Annotated in this window: 26 protein-coding genes; 19 read left to right on the top strand and 7 right to left on the bottom strand. The window is 64.8% G+C overall.

All coding sequences use genetic code 11. The annotated features are described in order from the left end of the window. Window positions 1-42: 42 nt before the first annotated feature. Window positions 43-333 (top strand): hypothetical protein, encoded by a 291-nt coding sequence (locus P7A97_RS00425; protein WP_277687950.1) that lies wholly within the window; start codon window positions 43-45, stop codon window positions 331-333. Window positions 334-347: 14 nt separating this feature from the next. Next, complete coding sequence (locus P7A97_RS00430; protein WP_277687951.1) at window positions 348-533, top strand: PA3371 family protein; 186 nt, start codon at window positions 348-350, stop codon at window positions 531-533. A gap of 214 nt (window positions 534-747) precedes the next feature. Here the strand turns inward: P7A97_RS00430 and P7A97_RS00435 are convergent, their stop codons facing one another. Continuing rightward, window positions 748-2,520, bottom strand: a complete 1,773-nt coding sequence (locus P7A97_RS00435; RefSeq protein WP_277687952.1) for a KinB sensor domain-containing domain — start codon at window positions 2,518-2,520, stop codon at window positions 748-750. Continuing rightward, the gene (gene algB / locus P7A97_RS00440) at window positions 2,517-3,863 is read right to left on the bottom strand and encodes a sigma-54-dependent response regulator transcription factor AlgB (RefSeq protein WP_277687953.1); all 1,347 of its coding nucleotides are present in this window, start codon (window positions 3,861-3,863) and stop codon (window positions 2,517-2,519) included. The genes P7A97_RS00435 and algB overlap by 4 nt, the downstream gene beginning before the upstream one ends. 230 nt (window positions 3,864-4,093) lie before the next feature. Between algB and P7A97_RS00445 the strand changes: the two genes are divergently transcribed. The 10 genes from P7A97_RS00445 (at window position 4,094) to P7A97_RS00490 (ending at window position 9,202) form a co-directional block, all read left to right on the top strand. Beyond that, a complete protein-coding gene (locus P7A97_RS00445) occupies window positions 4,094-4,927 on the top strand; it encodes a BON domain-containing protein (protein ID WP_277687954.1) in 834 nt (277 codons plus the stop codon). Between the two features lie 65 nt (window positions 4,928-4,992). Further along, complete coding sequence (locus P7A97_RS00450) at window positions 4,993-5,424, top strand: PA2169 family four-helix-bundle protein (RefSeq protein WP_277687955.1); 432 nt, start codon at window positions 4,993-4,995, stop codon at window positions 5,422-5,424. Window positions 5,425-5,474: 50 nt separating this feature from the next. Continuing rightward, complete coding sequence (locus P7A97_RS00455; RefSeq protein ID WP_277687956.1) at window positions 5,475-5,660, top strand: hypothetical protein; 186 nt, start codon at window positions 5,475-5,477, stop codon at window positions 5,658-5,660. A 13-nt stretch (window positions 5,661-5,673) separates the two neighbouring features. After that, window positions 5,674-5,847, top strand: a complete 174-nt coding sequence (locus tag P7A97_RS00460) for a hypothetical protein (RefSeq protein WP_277687957.1) — start codon at window positions 5,674-5,676, stop codon at window positions 5,845-5,847. A gap of 10 nt (window positions 5,848-5,857) precedes the next feature. Then, window positions 5,858-6,022 carry a DUF1328 domain-containing protein gene (locus P7A97_RS00465; RefSeq protein WP_277687958.1) on the top strand — a complete coding sequence of 55 codons (165 nt, stop codon included), beginning with the start codon at window positions 5,858-5,860 and terminating at the stop codon, window positions 6,020-6,022. A gap of 10 nt (window positions 6,023-6,032) precedes the next feature. Next, a complete protein-coding gene (locus P7A97_RS00470; protein WP_277687959.1) occupies window positions 6,033-6,494 on the top strand; it encodes an inhibitor of vertebrate lysozyme family protein in 462 nt (153 codons plus the stop codon). Window positions 6,495-6,688: 194 nt separating this feature from the next. Continuing rightward, window positions 6,689-7,180, top strand: coding sequence for a 5-(carboxyamino)imidazole ribonucleotide mutase (purE, locus tag P7A97_RS00475; RefSeq protein WP_277687960.1), 492 nt, complete (start codon window positions 6,689-6,691; stop codon window positions 7,178-7,180). 17 nt (window positions 7,181-7,197) lie between these two features. Then, window positions 7,198-8,280: a 5-(carboxyamino)imidazole ribonucleotide synthase gene (locus tag P7A97_RS00480; protein WP_277687961.1), complete on the top strand. Its 1,083-nt coding sequence runs from the start codon at window positions 7,198-7,200 to the stop codon at window positions 8,278-8,280. Between the two features lie 82 nt (window positions 8,281-8,362). Further along, complete coding sequence (locus P7A97_RS00485) at window positions 8,363-8,608, top strand: GlsB/YeaQ/YmgE family stress response membrane protein (protein ID WP_277687962.1); 246 nt, start codon at window positions 8,363-8,365, stop codon at window positions 8,606-8,608. A gap of 60 nt (window positions 8,609-8,668) precedes the next feature. Further along, window positions 8,669-9,202 (top strand): DUF3299 domain-containing protein, encoded by a 534-nt coding sequence (locus P7A97_RS00490; protein WP_277687963.1) that lies wholly within the window; start codon window positions 8,669-8,671, stop codon window positions 9,200-9,202. Window positions 9,203-9,252: 50 nt separating this feature from the next. Here P7A97_RS00490 and P7A97_RS00495 read toward each other — a convergent pair whose 3' ends face one another. Both P7A97_RS00495 and P7A97_RS00500 read right to left on the bottom strand, forming a co-directional pair. Next, on the bottom strand, window positions 9,253-10,629 hold the full coding sequence (locus P7A97_RS00495) for a TRAP transporter large permease subunit (protein ID WP_277687964.1): 1,377 nt from the start codon (window positions 10,627-10,629) through the stop codon (window positions 9,253-9,255). Next, window positions 10,622-11,167, bottom strand: a complete 546-nt coding sequence (locus tag P7A97_RS00500; protein ID WP_277687965.1) for a TRAP transporter small permease subunit — start codon at window positions 11,165-11,167, stop codon at window positions 10,622-10,624. The genes P7A97_RS00495 and P7A97_RS00500 overlap by 8 nt, the downstream gene beginning before the upstream one ends. Window positions 11,168-11,432: 265 nt before the next feature. Between P7A97_RS00500 and P7A97_RS00505 the strand changes: the two genes are divergently transcribed. Further along, window positions 11,433-12,539: a TRAP transporter substrate-binding protein gene (locus tag P7A97_RS00505; RefSeq protein WP_277687966.1), complete on the top strand. Its 1,107-nt coding sequence runs from the start codon at window positions 11,433-11,435 to the stop codon at window positions 12,537-12,539. 53 nt (window positions 12,540-12,592) lie between these two features. Here the strand turns inward: P7A97_RS00505 and zwf are convergent, their stop codons facing one another. Beyond that, complete coding sequence (zwf, locus tag P7A97_RS00510; RefSeq protein WP_277687967.1) at window positions 12,593-14,083, bottom strand: glucose-6-phosphate dehydrogenase; 1,491 nt, start codon at window positions 14,081-14,083, stop codon at window positions 12,593-12,595. Between the two features lie 117 nt (window positions 14,084-14,200). On the opposite strand from zwf, the gene hexR reads away from it, so the two are divergent. Both hexR and P7A97_RS00520 read left to right on the top strand, forming a co-directional pair. Next, window positions 14,201-15,067, top strand: coding sequence for a transcriptional regulator HexR (hexR, locus tag P7A97_RS00515; protein ID WP_277687968.1), 867 nt, complete (start codon window positions 14,201-14,203; stop codon window positions 15,065-15,067). A 101-nt stretch (window positions 15,068-15,168) separates the two neighbouring features. After that, the gene (locus P7A97_RS00520; protein ID WP_277687969.1) at window positions 15,169-15,369 is read left to right on the top strand and encodes a transcriptional regulator; all 201 of its coding nucleotides are present in this window, start codon (window positions 15,169-15,171) and stop codon (window positions 15,367-15,369) included. Here the strand turns inward: P7A97_RS00520 and P7A97_RS00525 are convergent. Next, window positions 15,366-16,313: a LysR family transcriptional regulator gene (locus tag P7A97_RS00525; protein WP_277687970.1), complete on the bottom strand. Its 948-nt coding sequence runs from the start codon at window positions 16,311-16,313 to the stop codon at window positions 15,366-15,368. The genes P7A97_RS00520 and P7A97_RS00525 overlap by 4 nt on opposite strands. Window positions 16,314-16,502: 189 nt before the next feature. On the opposite strand from P7A97_RS00525, the gene P7A97_RS00530 reads away from it, so the two are divergent. From P7A97_RS00530 to P7A97_RS00545, 4 genes are read left to right on the top strand one after another with little or no spacing between them, the layout of a single operon-like run. After that, window positions 16,503-17,918: an acetyl-CoA carboxylase biotin carboxylase subunit gene (locus P7A97_RS00530; RefSeq protein WP_277687971.1), complete on the top strand. Its 1,416-nt coding sequence runs from the start codon at window positions 16,503-16,505 to the stop codon at window positions 17,916-17,918. A 16-nt stretch (window positions 17,919-17,934) separates the two neighbouring features. Continuing rightward, entirely contained in the window at window positions 17,935-19,743 is a 1,809-nt protein-coding gene (oadA, locus tag P7A97_RS00535) for a sodium-extruding oxaloacetate decarboxylase subunit alpha (protein ID WP_277687972.1), read from the top strand. 52 nt (window positions 19,744-19,795) lie between these two features. Further along, on the top strand, window positions 19,796-20,734 hold the full coding sequence (locus tag P7A97_RS00540; protein WP_277687973.1) for a sodium-dependent bicarbonate transport family permease: 939 nt from the start codon (window positions 19,796-19,798) through the stop codon (window positions 20,732-20,734). A 1-nt stretch (window position 20,735) separates the two neighbouring features. Next, window positions 20,736-21,038, top strand: a complete 303-nt coding sequence (locus P7A97_RS00545) for a transcriptional regulator (RefSeq protein ID WP_277687974.1) — start codon at window positions 20,736-20,738, stop codon at window positions 21,036-21,038. 132 nt (window positions 21,039-21,170) lie between these two features. Here P7A97_RS00545 and P7A97_RS00550 read toward each other — a convergent pair whose 3' ends face one another. Continuing rightward, window positions 21,171-22,595, bottom strand: coding sequence for an aspartate ammonia-lyase (locus P7A97_RS00550; protein WP_277687976.1), 1,425 nt, complete (start codon window positions 22,593-22,595; stop codon window positions 21,171-21,173). Between the last annotated feature and the right edge of the window lie 19 nt (window positions 22,596-22,614).

Raw genomic sequence — 22,614 nt, forward strand, 5'->3', positions numbered from 1 at the left:
AGTCAGGTTGTAAGCCCGACTGACTGCTGATGGAGAAGCGCCATGTACACCGCCCCCCTGAGCCTGTTTTGTGCTGCTGCATTGCTGGTCAGCGGCGCTTACGCCAATGATTCCATCGAGGCGAATGGCCGAGCTGCCGACTTCCGTGTGCCGGCTCACCTGCTCGTCGAGAAGCGCGATGCGGACGCCCTACAGCCGTTTGCCAGTCTGCATCGTCAGGCCTTTGATGCCACGCGCCAGGACGGCCACTGGCTGCGCATCTCCGAGCCAGACACCGAAACGGCTGTGCGTCAGCCCCAATCCCTCGACCACACACCGCGTTGGGTGTTCTGAGCAAGGAGCCTGTCATGTCCCGAAGTGCCGTTTGCATGCTGATCACGACCCTGCTTAGCCTGGCCGTGCTGTGGCTGTATCCCCAACTGGATGTCACCGTGGCGATGCTGCTCAAGTGTCTGGCCTCTGTGGCTGCCGTGGCCTCCGTGCTGGCGCTGCTGATAGGGCGCCGCTACAAGTTCGACCCGGTCCTGCGCTGAGCAGCGATCACATCAAGGCCGCCTACGGGCGGCTTTTTTGCGTTGGCTGCCCGAGGCCATGGGCATGCAAGGGGGTGACGTGGTGTAGGTTGGGGTCGCCTAGGTTGAGCGTGGCGGAACCCGCCGGGTGACCAGGCGGCTCCGTTGTTGGGCTTCGGCGCAGCGCACCTCAGCCCAACCTACGCTGTCTGCGCGTTGCAGGTTAACGGAAGCCTCATACCGGCAGGCTGAGGTAGAAGTTCGCGCCCTGGCCCGGTCGTGAGTGCACACCGAGCAGGCCGCTGTGCAATTGCACGATCTCCCGCGACAGGGCCAGGCCCAGGCCGACACCGCCCTTGCGCGGGCCGACCTGGACAAAGGGCTCGAAGATGCGGGTCTGCTGGCTGAAGGGGATGCCCTGGCCCTGGTCCTGTACGCTGATGATCACGCGCTCACCCTGGCGTTTTGCCTGCAGCTGCACCTCATCACCCGGTTCGCTGTGGCGCAGGGCGTTGCTGATCAGGTTATCCAGCACCCTGGCGATCTGCCCCGCATCGAGGCTCAGGCGCGGCAGTGGCTGCTCGCTGGCGGCGCTGAGTGTCACCTGGCGCTCTGCGGCTTCCAGGGCAAAACGCTCACGGGCCTGTTCAAGCAGCTCGGCCAGGTCGCAAGGCTCGCGCCGCAGGATCTGCAGGCCATTCTGGTAGCGCGAGAAGTTGAGCAGGTCGTCGATCAGCTGCACCAGGCGGCGGATTTCCTCGTCGACCGTGCGCATCAGATCCTGCTCGCGGCCCTCTTCGGGCAGGACGAGCCGCTCACGCAGCAGACTGAACGCCATGTGGATGCCGGTAACCGGCGTGCGCAGCTCATGCGAGGCGCGCAGTACGAACTCCCCGCGCACGCGCTCGAAGGCGCGCTGGGCGGTGACATCACGCAGCACCATGACGGCCCCGAGGATGCCGCGCTCTTCATCCTGCACCGGGGTCAGGCTGTAGCTGAGCAGGCGCTGTTCGCCGTCGCTGTCGATCACTAGGTCTTCGCCCTGCCGTGGGGTCTCACCCGCCAGTGCCTGGCTCAGCTGCTCGGCCAGCGGGGCATGTCCCAGCAGTTGCGGCAACGCTTGTCCCGTGGGCACTTCGTTCCAGCCGAATTGCCGCTGTGCCACGGGATTGCCATGTTCCAGGCGGCCATCACAGCCGATGATCAGCAAGCCGTGATCGATGCTGTCGAGTACCGCCTGCAGGCGCCGCTGGCTGGCGATCAGCTCTGCGACCCGGCTGGCGCGGAACTGCCTCAGCGCCTCGGCCATCTGGGCAAAGCGCTGGGTCAGCGAAGCCAGTTCGGCTTCGCGGGTCTGCGGCAGGGCGATTTGGAAGTCACCCTGACCAATCTGGTCGGCGGCGGCGGCCAGCGCTTCGAGCGGTCGGCCGAAGCGCTGGGCTACGCCATGCGCCGTCAGAAAACCGGTTACCAGCAGCGCCAGGCTGATCAGGCCAAGCAGGCCGGCCACCAGCCAGGCCCGCTCGCGGGCCTGCTGCTGTTCCTGCTCCACGCTCTGCACATAGCGGGTCTGCACGGCATTGATACGATCACGCAAGGCCTGCAGGGCCAGGGCGAAGGTGTCGTCATTGAGCAGGTCGCGGCGTATTTGCAGCGGGCTGTCGAGGAAATGGTCGAAGTGGCTGTAGGCACGCTCGATCTCGGTCACCGCCTGCAGATCGCTGTCATCGATGGCGCCCGCCGCCGCCCGTTGCAGCCACTGACGGAAGCGCTGGTCGGAGGCCTCCAGCGCCTGGCGATCCAGGCGGTCACGCAGCAGCAGGATGACCTGGCTGCCCATCTCCTGGCGCATGCCGAGGCTGGCATCGATGATCTCCAGGTTGCGGGTCATGGCCTGGTTCTGCTCGCGGGTCAGCAGCAGGGTGCTGGCCATGCCCAGCAGCAGGCCGAGCAGGGCCAGGGTCATGAGTGCGCTGCTGCTGATGAACAGCCGGCTGCGCAGTTTCATAGGCCGTACTGCTTGCGTTTGCGGTACAGGGTGGAGACGTCGATGCCCAGGGTGCTGGCGGCCTGTTCCAGGGTCGGGCTGGTGGCCAGCATGGCGGCGATATGGGCCTTCTCCAGCTCCTCCAGGCTCAAGGCGGCCCCGACCCTGGCGGCGTTGTCCGTGGTGCTGGGCGTGAGGCCGAGGTGCGTCGGTTCGATTTCTGTGCCGGGGCAGATGATACTGGCCCGCTCGATCACGTTGCGCAGTTCGCGCACGTTGCCGGGCCAGTGATAGTCCTGCAGGGTGGCCAGGGCTTCACTGCTGAAGGCGCGCGCCGGGCGCCCGTACTCGCTGACAAAGTGCGCGAGAAAACGCTCGGCCAGGGTCATGACATCCTCCCGGCGTTCACGCAGGGGGGGCAGTTTGAGGGTAATGACGTTGAGGCGGTACAGCAGGTCTTCGCGAAAACGCCCCTCGCGCACCATGTCATCGAGATCGAGGTTGGTGGCGGCGAGAATGCGTACATCGGCCTGGCGCGTCACCGGGTCGCCAACCCGTTCGTATTCCTTGTCCTGAATGAAGCGCAGCAGCTTGGGTTGCAGCGGCAGCGGGAAGTCGCCGATTTCGTCGAGGAACAGGGTGCCACCGTCGGCCTGGCTGACTCGGCCCAGGGTGCTTTCGCTGGCGCCGGTGAAGGCGCCGCGGCTGTGGCCGAACAGTTCGCTTTCCATCAGCTCGGTCGTCAGTGACGGGCAGTTGATGGTGGCGAAGGGTTTGCGTGCGCGTCGGCTCCAGCCGTGAATGGCCCGGGCCAGTTCGCCCTTGCCGGTACCGGATTCGCCGAGGATGAGGATGTTGGCATCGGTGGCTGCCACTTGGCGGGCCGTCTCCAATACGGCCATGAAGGCCGGACTGTGCGAATCGAGGCCGTCCTGGGTGCGTTTCATCTGGCCTTCCAGGGCTTCCAGGCGCGCGGCCAGCTGGCGCACTTCCAGTTGTTTGGCGGCCGCCAGGCGCAGCTGCTCAGGGCTGCACGGCTTGACCAGATAGTCGGCGGCGCCGGCCTGAATGGCGTCTACCGCGCTGTCCACCGCCGAGTGGGCGGTGACGATCACCACGCGCATCCAGGGGGCCTGCACGCGCAGGCGTTGCAGCACTTCCAGGCCATCGTCTTCGCCCAGGCGCAGGTCGAGGAAGCACAGGTCGAACACCTGGCGCTGCAGCAGTGTTTCGGCCTGGGCCGCACTGCTGGCGGTGGCCACCTGATAGCCGCTGTCTTCTAGGCAATAGCGGAAGGTGCGCAGGATGGCGGCTTCATCGTCCACCAGCAGGATGCGTCCACTGTTGTTCGGGCTATTGGGCATCGTTGGCTCTCCGTTATTGCTGTGCAGCTTAGTCAGCGCAATGTCGTGCAAGTTGCACGGTGATTTTCAGGCGACCTTGCACAATGCAAGCGGTGGGCGTCTATGTGTATCTGCTAAATATATGATTTATAAGAATAAAAAATATTCTCCAGGGCTGGCACAGGGCTTGCGATATCTCCTCCAGCGGTCGCCACGGCGGCTGCAACGGACACGTATTTGGAGGAACCGCCATGTATCAGATGAAGAAACTCGCCCTGGCCACCCTGACCGCCGGTGTGCTCGGCCTCTCACCTCTGGCCGCCCAGGCCGCCGAGGGTGATCTCGGTCGCCAGCTCAGTGAGGCGCGCCAGGAAGGCTCGATCTGGACGGCGATCGCACTCAACCGCCATCTCAGCCCGTTCAGCATCGATGTGGATGTGGAGAACGGCGTGGCCGTGCTGACCGGCAAGGTGGAGAGCGACATCGATCGCGACCTGGCTGGCCAGCTGGCTCTCGGCACCGAGGGCGTGAAGAAGGTGGACAACCGTCTGCTGGTGGACCCCGACACCCAGCCGCGCCAGCAGGAAAGCAGCCTGGCCCAGCAATTCGATGACGCCACCCTGACCGCCATGGTCAAGTCCAAGCTGCTGTGGAACAGCAATACCGAGGGCCTGGACATCGATGTCGACACCCAGAACGGCGTGGTCACCCTCAAGGGTAACGCTCGCTCGGCCGAGGCCAAGGAGCTGGCTGGCCATCTGGCGCAAAACACCGAGGGTGTGGAGCGGGTCAACAACCACCTTAGCGTGAGTGAGGCCGACAGCACCGCCGCCCAGGCCCAGCAGGCGGCCGAAGACACCACGCGCGCCATCAGCGATGCCTGGATCACCAGCAAGGTGAAGTCCAGCTACCTGTATGACCGCCAGCTCGATGGCCTGGATATCTCGGTCGAGACCAAGGCCGGCATGGTCGAACTCGGTGGCAGCGTGCTCAGCGCGGCCGAGAAGGAACTGGCCATCGAGACTGCCCGCAATATCCGCGGTGTGCGCGGCGTTGATGCCGACGCCCTGCGCATCGACGGCTGACTCCCCGGCGCCGGCACTTCGCCGGCGCCCCAACCGGCGTGTGACGCCGCAACAAGGAGAAAACCATGACCCAGCAAACAGCTCAGCTCAACGAACTGATCGAGATCACCCGAGACGGCCAGCGTTTCTATGAGCACGCCAGCCGCGAGGTCAAGGACCAGCACCTGAAGAGCCTGTTCGGCGAGATGTCGCGGGCCAAGGTCGAGGTGATTCAGGCGCTGTCCGCCCGTGTCGCCGCCAACCACGAGCAGCCCGCCACTGGCGGCACCCTGCTTGGCAAGCTGCGCCAGGTCTATGCCGATACCAAGGCCACCCTGGTCAGCGACGAGGCGGCCACTTACGTGGCGCAGTTGGAGGAGGCCGAGGACCGCATCCTGCACGCCTTCGAGGACGCCCTGCAAAGCGCCGATGCGCAGCTCAAGCCGCTGCTGGTGAGCGAGATGCCCAAGGTGCGCGCCTGCCACGACCGCATGCGCGGTGTGAAGCGCACGATCTGAGCCCACGGCGGGTCGCCGCATGGGCGGCCCGCACGCCAGGAGAAACCGTCATGAACGCCCTGCATCTGTTGACGCCCGCGGCCTTGTTGCTGGTGCTCGGTCTGGTTACCGGCCTGAGCTGGCCGACCTCGTCCAGCCTGCGTCAGCAAGAGGCGATCCAGCCGCAGCCATTTCCGCCGCTGGCTGTACGGGCCGATCCGCTGCAGGCCCGGCGCACCGTGCACTGGGTGTTTTGAGGAGGTCCCTGTCATGTATGCCCTGCTTGTTCTGGGTGTGATCGCCTTGCTGGCCCTGGCCAGTCTGATCAGTGCCCTGCTGGTTGGTCAGGCCCTGCTGCAGAGCCGCCTGATCGAAACCGAGGACATGTCGGCGCAACCCGCGTCCGTCAGCCTCAACCGTCATCCGCAGCCGTTGACTGCGTAGGAGAGTCGCCATGCTTAGCTGGTCCATTACCTTCCTGATCGTTGCCATCATTGCCGCCGTTTTCGGCTTTGGTGGTATCGCTGGCACTGCCGCCGGCATCGCCAAGATCCTGTTCCTGGTGTTCCTGGTGATGTTCGTCCTGTCGTTCATCCTGGGCCGCCGCCCTCGCAGCTGAGGAGGAGCCCATGACATCCCGCCACACTCTGTTGGCCGCCGCCCTGCTGACCCTGGCCTGCACCGCGCAGGCCACCAGCAGCGGCGCTGAGATGCGCGTGGAGCAGATCCTGCGCAGTGACCCGCAATACCAGGACACCTGGCAGGCGGTGCTCGAAGATGAGGAGCGCCTGCCCGACTGGGTCATCAACCTGGACGGTCAGGGCCAGCCCATGCAGACCCTGGAAAGCGATGGTGAGCAGTACCTGGTCGGTCGTCTGTGCGATGGCTACGACTGCTTTCACCAACGTCTGTTCGTTGCATTTAGCTGGGACAAGCAGCAGGCCTACGCCCTCTGGGTGCAGCTGCCGCAAGCCCTGCCGGTCGATGCAGCGCCTGCTCAGCACGACCGTCAGCGCTGGCTCGGTGAGCCGGATGAGGACATGCGTCAGCTGTTGCTGGAGCAGCTGGCCGCTGAGCCGGACTGGTACTGAACCGGGCGCTTCTGCCCTGGTTGCGTTCTGACACAGACGGACGGTCACGCCATAGGCGCGTGAGCCGTGGCTTTCCGGTATAATGCGCCGCCTTCGGGGCCCCAGAGGCCTGATCCAATCATGACAAGCCACGCCCAATGCGTGGCTTGTTGGTTTTTGTCGCGCCGCCAGGCGCCCGAACAAGAGGCACAACGATGAGCGCACTGGTTGGCGTGATCATGGGTTCCAAGTCCGACTGGAGCACCCTGAGCCATACCGCGGAGATGCTGGAGAAGCTCGGCATCCCCTACGAGGTGAAGGTGGTTTCCGCCCACCGCACGCCGGATCTGCTGTTCCAGTACGCCGAACAGGCCGAGGAACGCGGCATCCAGGTCATCATCGCCGGTGCCGGTGGCGCCGCCCACCTGCCGGGCATGTGCGCGGCCAAGACGCATCTGCCGGTACTCGGCGTGCCGGTGCAGTCCGCCGTGCTCTCCGGCGTCGACTCGCTGCTGTCGATTGTGCAGATGCCGGCCGGCATTCCGGTCGCCACCCTGGCCATCGGCAAGGCCGGTGCGGTCAACGCCGCGCTGCTGGCCGCCAGCATTCTTGGTCACCAGCATCCGCAGTTCCATGCCAAGCTCAAGCAGTTCCGCGACGAGCAGACGCAGACCGTGCTGGACAATCCGGACCCCCGCGAAGCCTGAACAAGAGACTTCCCGCAATGAAGATCGGTGTAATCGGTGGCGGCCAGCTGGGCCGCATGATGGCCCTGGCGGGCACTCCGCTGGGTATGGACTTCGCCTTCCTTGACCCGGCGCCGGATGCCTGTGCCCAGGCGCTCGGCGAGCACATCCGCGCCGATTACGGCGACCAGGACCACCTGCGCCAGCTGGCCGACGAAGTCGACCTGGTGACCTTCGAGTTCGAGAGCGTGCCGGCTGAAACCGTGGCCTTCCTCTCGCAGTTCGTACCGGTCTATCCGAGCGCCGAAGCGCTGCGCATTGCCCGTGACCGCTGGTTCGAGAAGTCGATGTTCAAGGATCTCGGCATCCCGACTCCGGACTTTGCCGATATCCAGTCGCAGGCCGATCTCGATGCCGCTGTCGCCGCCATCGGTCTGCCGGCCGTGATGAAGACCCGCACCCTGGGTTACGACGGCAAGGGCCAGAAGGTCCTGCGCAAGGCGGAAGACGTGGTCGGCGCCTTCGCCGAGCTGGGCAGCGTGCCGTGCATTCTCGAAGGCTTCGTGCCCTTCACCGGCGAGGTGTCGCTGGTGGCCGTGCGCGGCCGTGACGGCGAGACGCGTTTCTACCCGCTGGTGCACAACCGTCACGACAGCGGCGTGCTGGCCCTGTCCATCACCAGCACCGACCACCCGTTGCAAGCACTGGCCGAAGACTACGTTGGCCGCGTGCTGAGCAAGCTCGACTATGTCGGCGTGCTGGCCTTCGAGTTCTTCGAAGTCGACGGCGGCCTCAAGGCCAACGAGATCGCCCCGCGCGTGCACAACTCCGGGCACTGGACCATCGAAGGCGCCGAGTGCAGCCAGTTCGAGAACCACCTGCGCGCCGTCGCCGGCCTGCCGCTGGGCTCGACCGCGAAGGTGGGTGAGAGCGCCATGCTCAACTTCCTCGGCAGCGTGCCCGAGGTGAGCCAGGTAACCGCCATCGCCGATTGTCACTTGCACCACTACGGCAAGGCCTTCAAGGCCGGACGCAAGGTCGGTCACGCCACGATTCGCAGCAAGGACATGGCGACTCTGAAGGCGCGTATCGCCGAGGTCGAGGCACTGATCAAGGGCTGAACCGCTGGGCTATGCTCTGGTCACAACAAGGCGTGCTGAGGCACGCCTTGTTCGTTTCTGACCCTGCGAAAGGAGCTTCCCAATGGGCATCATCGGCACCATCTTCATCGGTTTGATCGTTGGATTGATCGCGCGCTTCCTTAAGCCGGGCGACGACAGCATGGGCTGGGTGATGACCATCCTGCTGGGTATTGGTGGTTCCATCGCCGCGACCTACGGTGGTCAGGCGCTGGGCATCTACCAGGTCGGCCAGGCTGCCGGTTTCATCGGGGCGGTGATCGGCGCGGTGATCCTCCTGGTGATCTACGGTGCCCTCAAGAAAGGCTGAGGTGGGAACCGCGCCGCGGCGGCGTTAGTCTTAGCGGCTTTCCCGTCACGAGAGCCCGCCATGCGTCGCCTGTTGCTGTGCCTGATGTTGTTGCCCCTGTTGAGCCACGCCGAACTGGCTGAAACCGACTGGCTGGAGCTGATGCCACTGGAGGATCAGCAGGCACTGGAGGCCATGCCGGAGATCAGCCATGACTCCCCCGAGCTGGCCGGTACCTTCGACAGCAAGGGTGGGCTCAAGCAGCAGGATCAGGATCTGCCGGCGGTGATGTATTCGGCCAAGACCGTGGCAGCGCTGGACGGCAAGGCCATCCGCCTGGGCGGCTACCCGGTACCGCTGGAAAGTGATGCCCAGGGGCGCAGCACGCTGTTCTTCCTGGTGCCTTACCCAGGTGCCTGCATCCACGTCCCGCCACCGCCGCCGAACCAGATCGTGCTGGTGCGCTATCCCCAGGGCATTGCCTTGGAGGACATCTACGCACCGCTGTGGGTGAGCGGCACCCTGCATATCGAAGCCGTGGACAACGATCTGGCCCAGGCTGCCTATGCCCTCGACGCTGCTACGGCCCGGCTGGTCGATGAGGCTGACCTGTAGAAACGACAAGGCCCGTGTGGAACGGGCCTTGTGCGCTCAGGGCAGTGGCATCACTTGCCGTAGACCTGCTCCGGCAGCCAGGTGATCAGCTCCGGCCAGATGTAGGCGATCACCAGCAGCAGCACCTGGATGGCAATGAACGGCACTACCCCCTTGTAGATGGTGCTGGTGGCGATGCTCGCCGGGGTCACGCCGCGCAGGTAGAACAGGGCGAAGCCGAAGGGCGGGGTGAGGAAGGAGGTCTGCAGGTTCAGCGCGATCATTACGCCCAGCCAGATCGGATCGAGGCCCATGGCCAGCAGCACCGGACCGACGATCGGTACCACCACGAAGGTGATCTCGATGAAGTCGAGGATGAAGCCGAGCAGGAAGATCACCAGCATCACCAGGAAGAACGCACCCAGTACGCCGCCCGGCAGCTGGGAGAACACGTCCTCGATCAGCACTTCGCCGCCGAAGCCGCGGAACACCAGGGAGAACAGCGAGGCGCCGATCAGGATCAGGAACACCATGGCGCTGATTTCGGTGGTGCCGTAGGCCACGTCCTTGAGCTGGCTGAAGTTCAGCTTGCGCTTGCTCAGGGCCAGCAGCATGGCGCCGACCGCGCCCAGGGCTGCAGCCTCGGTGGGGGTGGCGTAGCCGGCGAGGATCGAGCCGAGTACGGCGCCGATCAGCAGCAGCGGCGGAATCAGCGCGGCGAACAGCTTGCCCCATTCGATCGGGCCCAGCTCTTCCTGCGGCAGGGCCGGCAACTTCTTCGGCTGGGTGATGGCGATGAAGATCAGGTAGAGGATGTACAGGCCGACCAGCAGCAGACCAGGAATCAGCGCGCCGACGAACAGGTCGCCGACCGACACGGTCTTCGGCGAGAAGATGCCCATCTTCAGCTGCGCCTGCGAATAGGCGCTGGACATCACGTCGCCGAGCAGGACCAGTACGATCGACGGCGGGATGATCTGCCCCAGGGTGCCGGTGGCGGCCAGGGTGCCGGTGGCGATGGCCGGGTCGTAGCCACGGCGCAGCATGGTCGGCAGGGCCAGCAGGCCCATGGTCACCACGGTGGCGCCGACGATGCCGGTGCTGGCGGCGAGCAGGGCGCCGACCACGCACACGGAGATCGCCAGGCCGCCGCGCAGGGTGCCGAACAGGCGCGACATGGACTCCAGCAGGTCTTCCGCCACCCTGGATTTCTCCAGCATCACGCCCATGAACACGAACAGCGGCACGGCCAGCATGGTCTGGTTGTTCATGATGCCGAACAGGCGGTTGGGCAGGGCGTGCAGGTAACCGCCGTCGAAGGTGCCGGTGGCAATGCCGATACCGGCGAATAGCAGCGAGACACCGCCCAGGGTGAAGGCCACCGGGAAGCCGCCCATCAGGGCCAGGCAGATACTGACGAACAGCAGAATCGCCATCAACTCAGCCATGCTTCACCTCCGGCGCGGGAATCTTGCCGGTCAGGACATGGGCGTACTTGATCAGTTCTGCCACGCTTTGCAGCACCAGACTGAAGACCAGTACCAGGATGATGGTCTTCTGCAGGTACACCAGCGGCAGGCCGCCGCTTTCGCCGGATTTCTCCAGGGTCGACCAGGACGCGCTGACATAGTCCCAGCTGTTCCAGCCGAGGAACAGGCAGAACGGCAGGAGGAACAGGATGTTGCCGAGGATCTCCACCAGGGCCTGCTTACGGCCGGAAAACTTCTGGTAGAAGATGTCCACGCGCACATGGCCGCCGCGCTGTAGGGTCCAGGCCGCGGCGCCCATGAACACCATGGCGTGCGCGTACATCACGGCTTCCTGCAGGGCGGTGGCGCCAATGCCGAAGCCGTAGCGCAGAACCACGACTACGGCAGTGCCGATGACGAGGAACAGGGTCAGCCAGGCGCAGGCCCGGCCCAGCCAGGCATTCGCCGCGCTGAGCGCGTTGGCGAAGCCGAGAAGCGGGGGAGTGGAGGCGGACATCGTGGGTCCTTCTTGTAATGTGTTGGCAAGGCAGCGACCGCTTGTGGCGGCGCGAGAGGCTGCGCTCTTCGGCGCAGGCTCGCGATTCTCGCAGGCTGTGGATAGCCCAGCAATCCACCTACAACTTTAGTCGAAGCGGCTAGGCTTGAACGTCGGCAGGCCCTAATGTGATGGGGCTCAGTCTGGCCCGGGTGATCCTCTGGTCTGACCAATTGAACCTTGCGCTGTCCATGGGCGGGGTTCCTACAACAATAAGGAGTCTTGCATGAAACGTCGTGACATCATCGCCGCCGCCGGTGTCGGCCTGGCTGCCACCGCGCTGGCCGGCTGCAGCAAGCAGCCCGAGGCGAACTGCGAACCGCAGAAGGGTGGCAGTGGCGGTGGAGAGACCTTCACCTGGAAAATGGTCACTTCCTGGCCGAAGAACTTCCCTGGCGTGGGCGTGGGCGCCGAGCGTTTCGCCAAGCTGGTCAACGAGATGAGCGGCGGCCGTCTGACCGTCAAGGTCTATGCCGCCGGCGAGCTGGTGCCGGCTCTGGAAGTCTTCGACGCGGTGTCCCGCGGCACCGCCGAGATGGGGCACGGCGCGCCCTACTACTGGAAGGGCAAGGTGCCGGCCGCCCAGTTCTTCTGCGCCCTGCCGTTCGGCCCCAATGCTGCCGAGATGAATGCCTGGCTGTTCAAGGGCGGCGGCATGCAGCTGTGGGAGGAGGTGTACAAGCCGTTCGGCGTGCTGCCGATCCTGTGCGGCTCCACCGGTGTGCAGACCGCCGGCTGGTTCAACAAGGAAATCAACTCCCCGGCCGACTTCGAAGGCCTGAAGATGCGTACCCCGGGCCTGGGCGGCGAAGTGCTGACCAAGATGGGCGGCACCGTGGTCAACCTGCCGGCCGGCGAGATCTTCACCGCCCTGCAGACCGGCGCCATCGACGCCACCGAGTGGATCGGCCCGTACAACGACCTGGCCCTGGGTCTGCATAAAGCTGCCAAGTACTACTACACCCCGGGCTGGCAGGAGCCGAACGTAACCTTTGAGCTGGACGTCAACCTGAAGGCCTGGGAAACCCTGCCGGCCGACCTGCAGGCCATTGTTCGCGCCGCCGCCCGTGACGTGAACGGCGACATGCTCGACGACTACAACGCGCGCAACATGGAAGCGCTGGAAACCCTCAAGCAAGAGGGCGTGGAAGTGCGCCGCCTGCCGGACGAGGTGCTGGCCAAGCTCAAGGGTGTTGCCGCCGAAGTGGTCACCGCGGCCGCTGCCGCCGATCCGGCCGCAAGCAAGGTGTACGAAGCGCAGACCGCTTACTTCAAGCGCCTGCAGGAGTACGCCAAGGTGTCCGAAGAGGATATCTACAAGATTCGCGGCTAATTGGCAGTGCGGTTGAACGAAGGCCGGTGAAATGATTCACCGGCCTTTTTGTTTCAGTCTTCCCACGCGCGCCCGGCCAGCTCCAGCAGGGTGCTGGCCTGCTCCGGGCCGTCGCTGCCGGCGGGGTAGGGGCGCGGGTCCTGGTAGTTGTTCTGCCAGCCCTTGATGATCGGATCGACCCAGGCCCAGGCTGCCTCGACTTCGTCGCGGCGCATGAACAGCGTCGAGTCGCCCTCGATCACGTCCAGCAGCAGGCGCTCGTAGGCATCCCAGCGGCGCTTCTGCGGGAATACCTGGGCCAGGTTGAGATCCAGCTCCATCGGCGTCAGGCGCATGCCCTTGCCCGGGCTCTTGCCCATCAGCTGCAGGGTGATGCGCTCTTCCGGCTGCAGGCTGATGACCAGGCGGTTGGCCTGGCTGCTGTCGAACAGGCGATGCGGCACCGGCTTGAACTGGATGACGATCTCCGAGCGCTTCTTGGCCATGCGCTTGCCGGTGCGCAGGTAGAAAGGCACGCCGGCCCAGCGCCAGTTGTCGATCTCCGCCTGAATGGCGACGAAGGTCTCGGTATCGCTGTCGTTGTCGACATGTTTCTCGAAGTAGTAGGCCGGTACTTCCTGCCCGCCGATCTTGCCGGCGACGTACTGGCCGCGCACGGTCTTGTCGTGCACGTCGAGGCCGGCGATGGGCTTGAGCGCTTCGAGGATCTTCACCTTCTCGTTGCGCACCGATTCGGCATCGAAGCGTACCGGCGCCTCCATGCTGACCAGGCAGAGCAACTGCAGCAGGTGGTTCTGCACCATGTCGCGCATGGCGCCGGCCTGGTCGTAGTAGGCGCCGCGATTTTCCACGCCGAGGGTCTCGTTGACGCTGATCTGCACGTGGTCGATGTGCCCGGCGCGCCAGATGGGCTCGAACAGGGCATTGGCGAAGCGCAGGGCCATCAGGTTCTGCACCGTCTCCTTGCCCAGGTAGTGGTCGATGCGAAACACCTGGGCCTCGCTGAACACTGCGCCGATGGTGGCGTTGATCTCCTGGGCCGACTCCAGCGAATGGCCGATCGGTTTTTCCAGCACGATGCGCGTGTCGCTGCCGGCCAGCCCGGCGATGGCCAGGTGTTCGGCGATGGCTTCGAACAGATTGGGTGCGGTGGCCAGGTAGTAGATGCGTCCGCGGTTGCAGCCGCGGGCCGCGAGAAACTTGCCGAGGCGACCGAATTCGGCGCTCTGCGACAGATCCAGGGACAGGTAGTCGAGGCGTGCGGCGAAGCTGGACCAGGTGTCGTTGTCGAAGTCGCTGCGGGCGACCTGGGCGCGTACCCGGCGCTCGGCCAGGGCCTGGTAGGCGCTACGCTCCAGCGGGTTGCGGGCCACGGCGATGATGCGCATCTCGGTGCCCAGGCGACCGTCGCGGTGCAGGTGATAGAGGGCTGGTAGCAGCTTGTGCAGGGCCAGATCACCGGTACCGCCGAAGACCAGCATGTCGCAGGGGCTATTCAACGAGAAGACTCCGGCCGTGTTTGCCTGTGCGGGGTGGCTGTTCATGTAGTATAACTACACGGTCACTACAATCGATCATAACAGGCCGGGAGAAGGCACTGCGAGTCAGGCTGTCGCCGGCTGCTGATGTTTCTCACCCGCCACCTATTCAGAGTCCTGCCTGTGAATCTTCTGCAGCATATTGCCCAGTCGCGAAACCTGCTTCGCAAGTCCGAACTGAAAGTGGCCGAACACGTCCTGCAGGATCCTTCGGCGGTGATGCACAGCTCCATGGCCGACCTGGCTCAGGAGGTCGGCATCAGCGAGCCGACCATCGTGCGCTTCTGCCGTGCCATCGGCTGCAGCGGCTTCCAGGACCTCAAGCTGAAGCTGGCGCAGAGCCTGGCGGCCGGTGCCAGCTTCGGTCAGTTCTCGATCAGCGAGAACGACTCGGTGAGCGACTTCAGCCTGAAGATCTTCGACACCACCCTGCACACCCTGATGGAAGTGCGCGAGCGCCTCGACCCGCAGGCGCTGGAGAAGGCCATCAACGCCATCGCCAATGCGCGGCGCATCGAATTCTATGGTTTCGGTGCCTCCGGCGCGGTGGCCGCCGACGCGCAGCACAAGTTCTTCCGCCTGCTGCTGACCGCCGCGGCTTATTCCGACCCGCACATGCAGGCGATGAGCGCGGTCACGCTCAAGCCGACCGACGTGGCCATCTGCATCTCCCAGTCCGGGCGCTCCAAGGATCTGCTGATCACCGCCAACCTGGTGCGCGAGTCCGGCGCCACGCTGATCACCCTGTGCCCGGGACAGACCCCGCTGGCTGACCTGGCCGACGTCAACCTGGCCATTGATGTGCAGGAAGACACCGAGATCTATACCCCGCTGACCTCGCGCATCGCCCATCTGGTGGTGATCGACGTGCTGGCCATGGGCGTGGCCATGGCCCGTGGTCCGGACCTGGTCAACCACCTCAAGAGCGTCAAGCGCAGCCTGCGCAGTCTGCGCCTGTCGCCCAAGTCGGTGCGCAGCGCGGAAGACTGAGCGGTGTCACCGGGCGTTCATGGAAAATTCACCGCGCCGCCGCGCTAGCGTCACGCCGCACCGGCACGCTGGGCTCTCGTCACCGGACCAGGAGCCTCGCGATGAATCTGCATCACGCCGAACCCGTTCTCGACAGCAAGACCCGCCGCAAGCTGGAAGACCAGCGCCGCATGGCCTTCCGCCGGGCCATCGAAGACTACGCCGAGCAGCGTCGCCTGCAGCATGACCTCGACGACTTCCCTGACCTGATTCCCGCCAGTTACCGGTTTGCCAAGCGCGCCAGCGAACCGCGTGCGGCCTAAGCGCCGGTTGCTTCGCTGAAGCGCTGTTCCAGCGCGGTAATCTGCACCCGTTCGTTGCGAATGAAGTCGCGGAACGCCTGCGCCACCGGCGACAGGCGTTTGCCGCGTGCGTGTACCACGCACCAGCTGCGCTGCAGTGGCAACTCTTCTACCGGCAGTTCGCGCAACAGGCCCTGGCCCAGTTCCAGGCGCACGGCATGGCGCGGAAGCAGAGCAATGCCGAGGCCGGCGATGACCGCTTCAACCTGGGCCTCGCAGGAGCCAACCTCCAGGGTCTGGGGGAAATGCGCGCGCTTCTGGTAGCAGTATTCCTCGGTCGCGCGGCGGGTACCGGAGCCGGCTTCGCGCAGGAGCAAGGGGAAGCCGCTGAGGTCGGTCAGGCGCAGTTTCTCCACCGAGCACAGCGCATGATTCGGCGGTGCTACGGCGATGATCGAATTGGTCAGGAAGGGGAAGAAGTCCAGAGCCTGATCGCCCGGCGGTTGCGACATGATCAGCAGGTCGTCACGGCTCACCGACAGGCGGCGTACCGCCTGGGCATGGTTGACCACCACCAGCTGCAGGCTGACCTCCGGATGCTGTTCGCGGAAGGCGGCGAACAAGTGGGGCACCAGGTACTTGGCGCTGGACTCCACGGCCAGGCTGAGCTGGCCTTGCAGCGAGCCCTGTAGGTCGGAGAGCTGCATGTCCAGAGCCTCCAGGCGCCCGAACACGTCTTCGCTGGCGCGCAGCAGGGCTTCGGCGGCGGGGGTCAGGTGCAGCTTCTTGGCCACGTAATCGAACAGAGGCTGGCCGACCAGCTCTTCCAGCTGACGGATCTGCAGGCTGACGGCCGGTTGGGTCAGCGCCATTTCTTCCGCGGCGCGGCTGTAGGAGCGGCTTTCGCATACGGCACGAAAAATTTGCAGCTGGCGAAAGGTCATTCGCATCAATGACTTACGCATTTATTACAGCTCTCTTGCGGTTCCTTTTCAAATGACTATAAGTCTTTACTAATGGATAACCCAACAAATATTCATTTTGGTTAATCCACTATCGGCGCTAGCTTTGAGGCAAGACCGCTGCGGCCCGGGCGGTCATCCATAGACCGCATCCAAGCGGCCCTTTGTTCACGTGATCGAGGAGCCTGGCTCGTGATCAAGAAAATACTCATCGCCAACCGCGGCGAAATTGCCGTGCGCATCGTGCGTGCCTGTGCCGAGATGGGCATCCGCTCGGTGGCCATCTACTCCGAGGCGGATCGCCACGCCCTGCACGTCAAGCGTGCCGACGAGGCGCACAGCATCGGTGACGACCCGCTGGCCGGCTACCTGAACCCGCGCAAGCTGGTGAACCTGGCGGTGGAAACCGGCTGCGATGCCCTGCATCCGGGCTACGGCTTTCTCTCCGAAAACGCCGAACTGGCCGAGATCTGCGCCGAGCGCGGGATCAAGTTCATCGGCCCCTCGGCCGAAGTGATCCGCCGCATGGGCGACAAGACCGAGGCGCGGCGCAGCATGATGGCTGCTGGCGTGCCCTGCACCCCGGGTACCGAAGGCAACGTGGCGGACATCCACGAGGCGCTGCGCGAGGGTGACCGCATCGGTTATCCGGTGATGCTCAAGGCCACCTCCGGTGGTGGCGGGCGCGGCATCCGCCGCTGCAACAGCCGCGAGGAGCTGGAGCAGAACTTTCCGCGGGTGATCTCCGAGGCGACCAAGGCCTTCGGCAGCGCGGAGGTCTTCCTGGAAAAATGCATCGTCAATCCCAAGCACATCGAGGCGCAGATCCTCGCCGACAGCTTCGGCAATACCGTGCACCTGTTCGAGCGTGACTGCTCGATCCAGCGCCGCAACCAGAAGCTGATCGAAATCGCCCCCAGCCCGCAGCTGACCCCCGAACAGCGCGCCTATATCGGCGACCTGGCCGTACGCGCGGCCAAGGCGGTGGGCTACGAGAACGCCGGCACTGTGGAGTTCCTGCTCGCCGAGGGCGAGGTGTACTTCATGGAGATGAACACCCGGGTGCAGGTGGAGCACACCATCACCGAGGAAATCACCGGCATCGACATCGTCCGCGAGCAGATCCGCATCGCCTCCGGCCTGGAGCTGTCGGTCAAGCAGGAAGACATCATCCACCGCGGCTATGCCCTGCAGTTCCGCATCAACGCCGAGGACCCGAAGAACAACTTCCTGCCGTCCTTCGGCAAGATCACCCGCTACTACGCTCCCGGCGGCCCCGGCGTGCGTACCGATACGGCGATCTATACCGGCTACACCATTCCGCCCTACTACGACTCGATGTGCCTGAAGCTGATCGTCTGGGCGCTGACCTGGGAAGAGGCGATGGATCGCGGCCTGCGCGCCCTCGATGACATGCGCGTGCAGGGCGTGCGCACCACCGCGCCCTACTACCAGGAAATCCTGCGCAACCCCGAGTTCCGCAGCGCCGAGTTCAACACCAGCTTCGTCGAGAGCCACCCGGAGCTGACCCAGTACTCGATCAAACGCAACCCGTCGCACCTGGCCATCGCCATCGCCACCGCCATTGCCGCCCACGCCGGCCTGTAGGGGAAGGATTTACACCATGAGCAAGAAAATCAGCGTTACCGACACCATCCTGCGCGATGCCCATCAGTCGATCATCGCCACGCGCATGCGCACCGAAGACATGCTGCCGATCTGCGACAAGCTGGACAAAGTCGGCTACTGGTCGCTGGAAGTCTGGGGCGGCGCCACCTTCGACGCCTGCGTGCGCTTCCTCAAGGAAGACCCGTGGGAGCGTCTGCGCAAGCTCAAGGCCGCGCTGCCGAACACCCGTCTGCAGATGCTCCTGCGCGGGCAGAACCTGCTCGGCTACCGTCACTACAGCGACGACGTGGTGCGCGCCTTCGTCGCCAAGGCGGCGGTCAACGGCATCGACGTATTCCGTATCTTCGACGCGATGAACGACGTGCGTAACCTGCGCGTGGCCATCGAGGCGGTGAAGGCCGCCGGCAAGCACGCCCAGGGCACCATCGCCTACACCACCAGCCCGGTGCACACCATCGACGCCTTCGTCGAGCAGGCCAAGCAGATGGCCGCCATGGGCGTCGACTCCATCGCCATCAAGGACATGGCCGGGCTGCTCACCCCCTACGCCACCGGCGATCTGGTCAAGGCGCTGAAGGATGCCCTGCCGCTGGAAGTGGTGGTGCACTCGCACGACACCGCCGGCGTGGCCAGCATGTGCCAGCTCAAGGCCGTGGAAAACGGTGCAGACCGCATCGACACGGCGATCTCCAGCTTCGCCTGGGGCACCAGCCACCCAGGCACCGAGTCGATGGTCGCCGCGCTGCGCGGCACGCCCTACGACACCGGCCTGGACCTGGAGCTGATCCAGGAAATCGGCATGTACTTCCACGCCGTGCGCAAGAAGTACCACCAGTTCGAGAGCGAATTCACCGGCGTCGACACCCGCGTGCAGGTCAACCAGGTGCCGGGCGGGATGATTTCCAACCTGGCCAACCAACTCAAGGAGCAGGGCGCGCTCAACCGCATGAACGAAGTGCTGGCGGAAATCCCGCGGGTGCGCGAAGACCTCGGCTTCCCGCCGCTGGTGACGCCGACCTCGCAGATCGTCGGCACCCAGGCGTTCTTCAACGTGCTGGCCGGTGAGCGCTACAAGACCATCACCAACGAGGTGAAGCTCTACCTGCAGGGGCGTTACGGCAAGGCGCCGGGCAAGGTCAACGAGGAGCTGCGCAAGCAGGCCATCGGCAGCGAGGACGTGATTGACGTGCGCCCGGCCGACCTGCTCAAGCCTGAGCTGGACCGCCTGCGCAGCGAGATCGGCGCGCTGGCCAAGTCCGAGGAGGACGTGCTGACCTTCGCCATGTTCCCCGACATCGGGCGCAAGTTCCTCGAAGAGCGCGAGGCCGGCACCCTGACCCCCGAAGTGCTGCTGCCGATTCCGCAGGCTGGCGGAGCGGCTCCGGCCGGTGGCGAGGGCGTACCGACCGAGTTCGTGGTCGACGTGCACGGCGAGAGCTACCGCGTGGACATCACCGGCGTGGGCGTGAAGGGCGATGGCAAGCGCCACTTCTACCTGTCCATCGACGGCATGCCGGAAGAGGTGGTGTTCGAGCCACTCAACGATTTCGTCGCCGGCAGCGGTGGCAAGCGCAAGAGCGCCAGCGCACCGGGCGACGTGTCGACCACCATGCCGGGCAATATCGTCGACGTGCTGGTCAAAGAGGGTGACAAGGTCAAGGCCGGCCAGGCCGTGCTGATCACCGAGGCGATGAAGATGGAAACCGAGGTGCAGGCGCCGATTGCCGGTACGGTCAAGGCCGTGCATGTGGCCAAGGGTGACCGGGTCAACCCCGGCGAAGTCTTAGTCGAAATCGAAGGTTAAGTCCCTGGGGCGCACAAGCGCCCCTTTTTTTTGCCCGCAAGAAAGGAGGTGTGTGTTGGATCCGGTGGTGTTGTTCTTCGTCTTCGGCCTGGTGGCTGGCCTGCTGAAGAGCGAGTTGAAGTTGCCGGCGGCGCTTTACGAAACCCTGTCGATCATCCTGCTCCTGGCCATCGGCCTGCATGGCGGGGTGGAACTGGCCGAGCAGGCCAGTACCCAGCTGCTGGGCCAGGCCGGCCTGGTATTACTGCTGGGCATGGGCTTGCCGCTGCTGGCTTTCGTCCTGCTGCGCGGGCTGCGCTTCGATCGGGTCAATGCGGCGGCGGTGGCGGCGCACTATGGCTCGGTCAGTGCCGGTACCTTCGCTGTGGTGGTGGCCTTTCTGGCCTCGCGCGAGGTCGCGTTCGAGAGCTACATGCCGTTGTTCGTGGCGATTCTGGAAATTCCGGCGATCCTGGTCGGCATCGTCCTGGCCAAGGGCATCAGCCGCGATACTCAGTGGCGCGAGCTGGGGCGAGAGATCTTCCTGGGCAAGAGCATCATGCTGCTGCTCGGCGGCCTGGTGATCGGCGCCATCGCCGGCAAGGAGGCGATCAAGCCGCTGGAACCGCTGTACACCAGCATGTTCAAGCCAGTGCTGGCGTTCTTCCTGCTGGAAATGGGCCTGATCGCGTCCGGCCAGCTCGGTGCGCTGAAACAGTTTGGCCTGCGCCTGGCCGCGTTCGCCCTGTTGATGCCGCTGCTCGGTGCGTTGATCGGCGCGCTGCTGGCGCGTTTCATGGGCCTGAGCCTGGGCGGTACGGCGATGCTCGCTACCCTGGCGGCCTCGGCGTCCTATATCGCCGTGCCGGCGGCCTTGCGCCTGGCCTTGCCCGAGGCCAACCCTTCGCTGTCGCTGACCGCCTCACTGGGCATCACCTTTCCCTTCAATATCCTCATCGGTATACCGCTGTATCTGGCGCTGGCCGAGCAACTGATCGCCTGGGGGCTCTGAGATGAATACGCATACCCGCACCCTGCTCACCGTCATTGGCGAAGCGGCGTTGGAGAAGAAACTGGAGGCCGACCTGGAAACCCTTGGTGCCCCCGGCTGGACCATCTCCGATGCTCGCGGTCGCGGCGCTCGTGGTGTGCGCAGCGCTGGCTGGGACACTGAAGGCAATATCCGCCTGGAGGTGATCTGTACCCGCGAGCTGGCCGAGCGTATCGCCGAGCACCTGCAGCAGCGCTACTACGCCCACTATGCCATGGTCTGCTACCTGGCCGAAGTGCAGGTGCTGCGCGCGGAGAAGTTCTAGAGAGGATGAATCCGGGCAGGTGATTTCGCCTGCCGCCAGGCCGCAGGCAAAAAAAGGGATGGCCGAAGCCATCCCAGAGTGGTGAGGCCGGTGAGAGCCTCGTCTATGAACTGTTTCCGGTAGATCGCCGGGTCAGGCGCTGAGCGGCACCAGGCGCGGGGCGATCATGTTTTCCGGGCGCAGGATGTCGGCCAGCGTGGCCTCGTCCAGCAGTTGCTCTTCGCGTACCAGCTCCAGCACGCCGCGGCCGCTGTCCAGCGCGGTCTTGGCGATGCGGGTGGCGTTCTCGTAGCCGATGTAGGGGTTGAGCGCGGTGATCAGGCCGATGGAGTTCTCCATCAGGGCGCGGCAGTGGGCTTCGTTGGCGGTGATGCCGTCGATGCACAGCTCGCGCAGCATGTCCATGGCGCGGGTCAGAAGGCGGATCGAGTCGAAGATCTTGTAGGCGATCAGCGGCTCCATCACGTTCAGCTGCAGCTGGCCACCTTCGGCGGCGAGGGTCAGGGCCAGGTCGTTGCCGATCACTTCAAAGGCCACCTGGTTGACCGCTTCCGGGATCACCGGGTTGACCTTGCCCGGCATGATCGAGCTGCCCGGCTGGCGCGGCGGCAGGTTGATCTCGTTGATACCGGTGCGCGGGCCGCTGGAGAGCAGGCGCAGGTCGTTGCACAGTTTGGACAGCTTGACCGCGGTGCGCTTGAGCATGCCGGAGAACAGCACGAAGGCGCCCATGTCGCTGGTGGCTTCGATCAGGTCGGCGGCCGGTTTCAGCGGGTGGCCGCTGATGATGGCCAGGCGCTGCACGGCCAGCTGCTGGTATTTCGGGTCGGCGTTGATGCCGGTGCCGATCGCGGTGCCGCCCAGGTTGACCTCGTGCAGCAGGGTCGGAGCGAGCAGCTTGAGGTGCTGCAGGTCCTCGCCGAGGGTGGTGGCGAAGGCGCGGAACTCCTGGCCGAGGGTCATCGGCACGGCGTCCTGCAGCTGGGTACGACCCATCTTCAGCACATGGCCGAACTCCAGGCCCTTGGCGGCCAGTGAGTTGATCAGCTTGTCCAGGGCGTTGAGCAGGCTGTCGTGGCCGAGCAGCAAGCCCAGGCGGATGGCGGTCGGGTAGGCGTCGTTGGTCGACTGCGCCATGTTCACGTCGTTGTTCGGGTGCAGGTGCTTGTACTCGCCCTTCTCATGCCCCATGGCCTCCAGGGCAATGTTGGCGATCACCTCGTTGGCATTCATGTTGGTCGAGGTGCCGGCGCCGCCCTGGATCATGTCGACCACGAACTGCTCGTGGAACTCACCCTGGATGATGCGCGCGCAGGCGGTGCTGATCGCCGTGTGCTTGGCGGCGGGCAGGTGGCCCAGCTCGCGGTTGGCGTCGGCGGCGGCCTGCTTGACCATGGCCAAGGCGATGACCAGTTTCGGGTAGTGGGACAGCGTTACGCCGGACAGTCGAAAATTCTGCACGGCTCGCAGGGTCTGGATGCCGTAATAGGCTTCGGCGGGGACTTCGAGGGTGCCAAGCAGGTCTTTTTCGATGCGGGTAGATGCAGCAGCGGACATGATGAGAGTTTTCTCGGGG

Origin of the sequence: Pseudomonas sp. GOM6, from assembly GCF_029537485.1 — a bacterium.
Lineage (GTDB): Bacteria > Pseudomonadota > Gammaproteobacteria > Pseudomonadales > Pseudomonadaceae > Aquipseudomonas.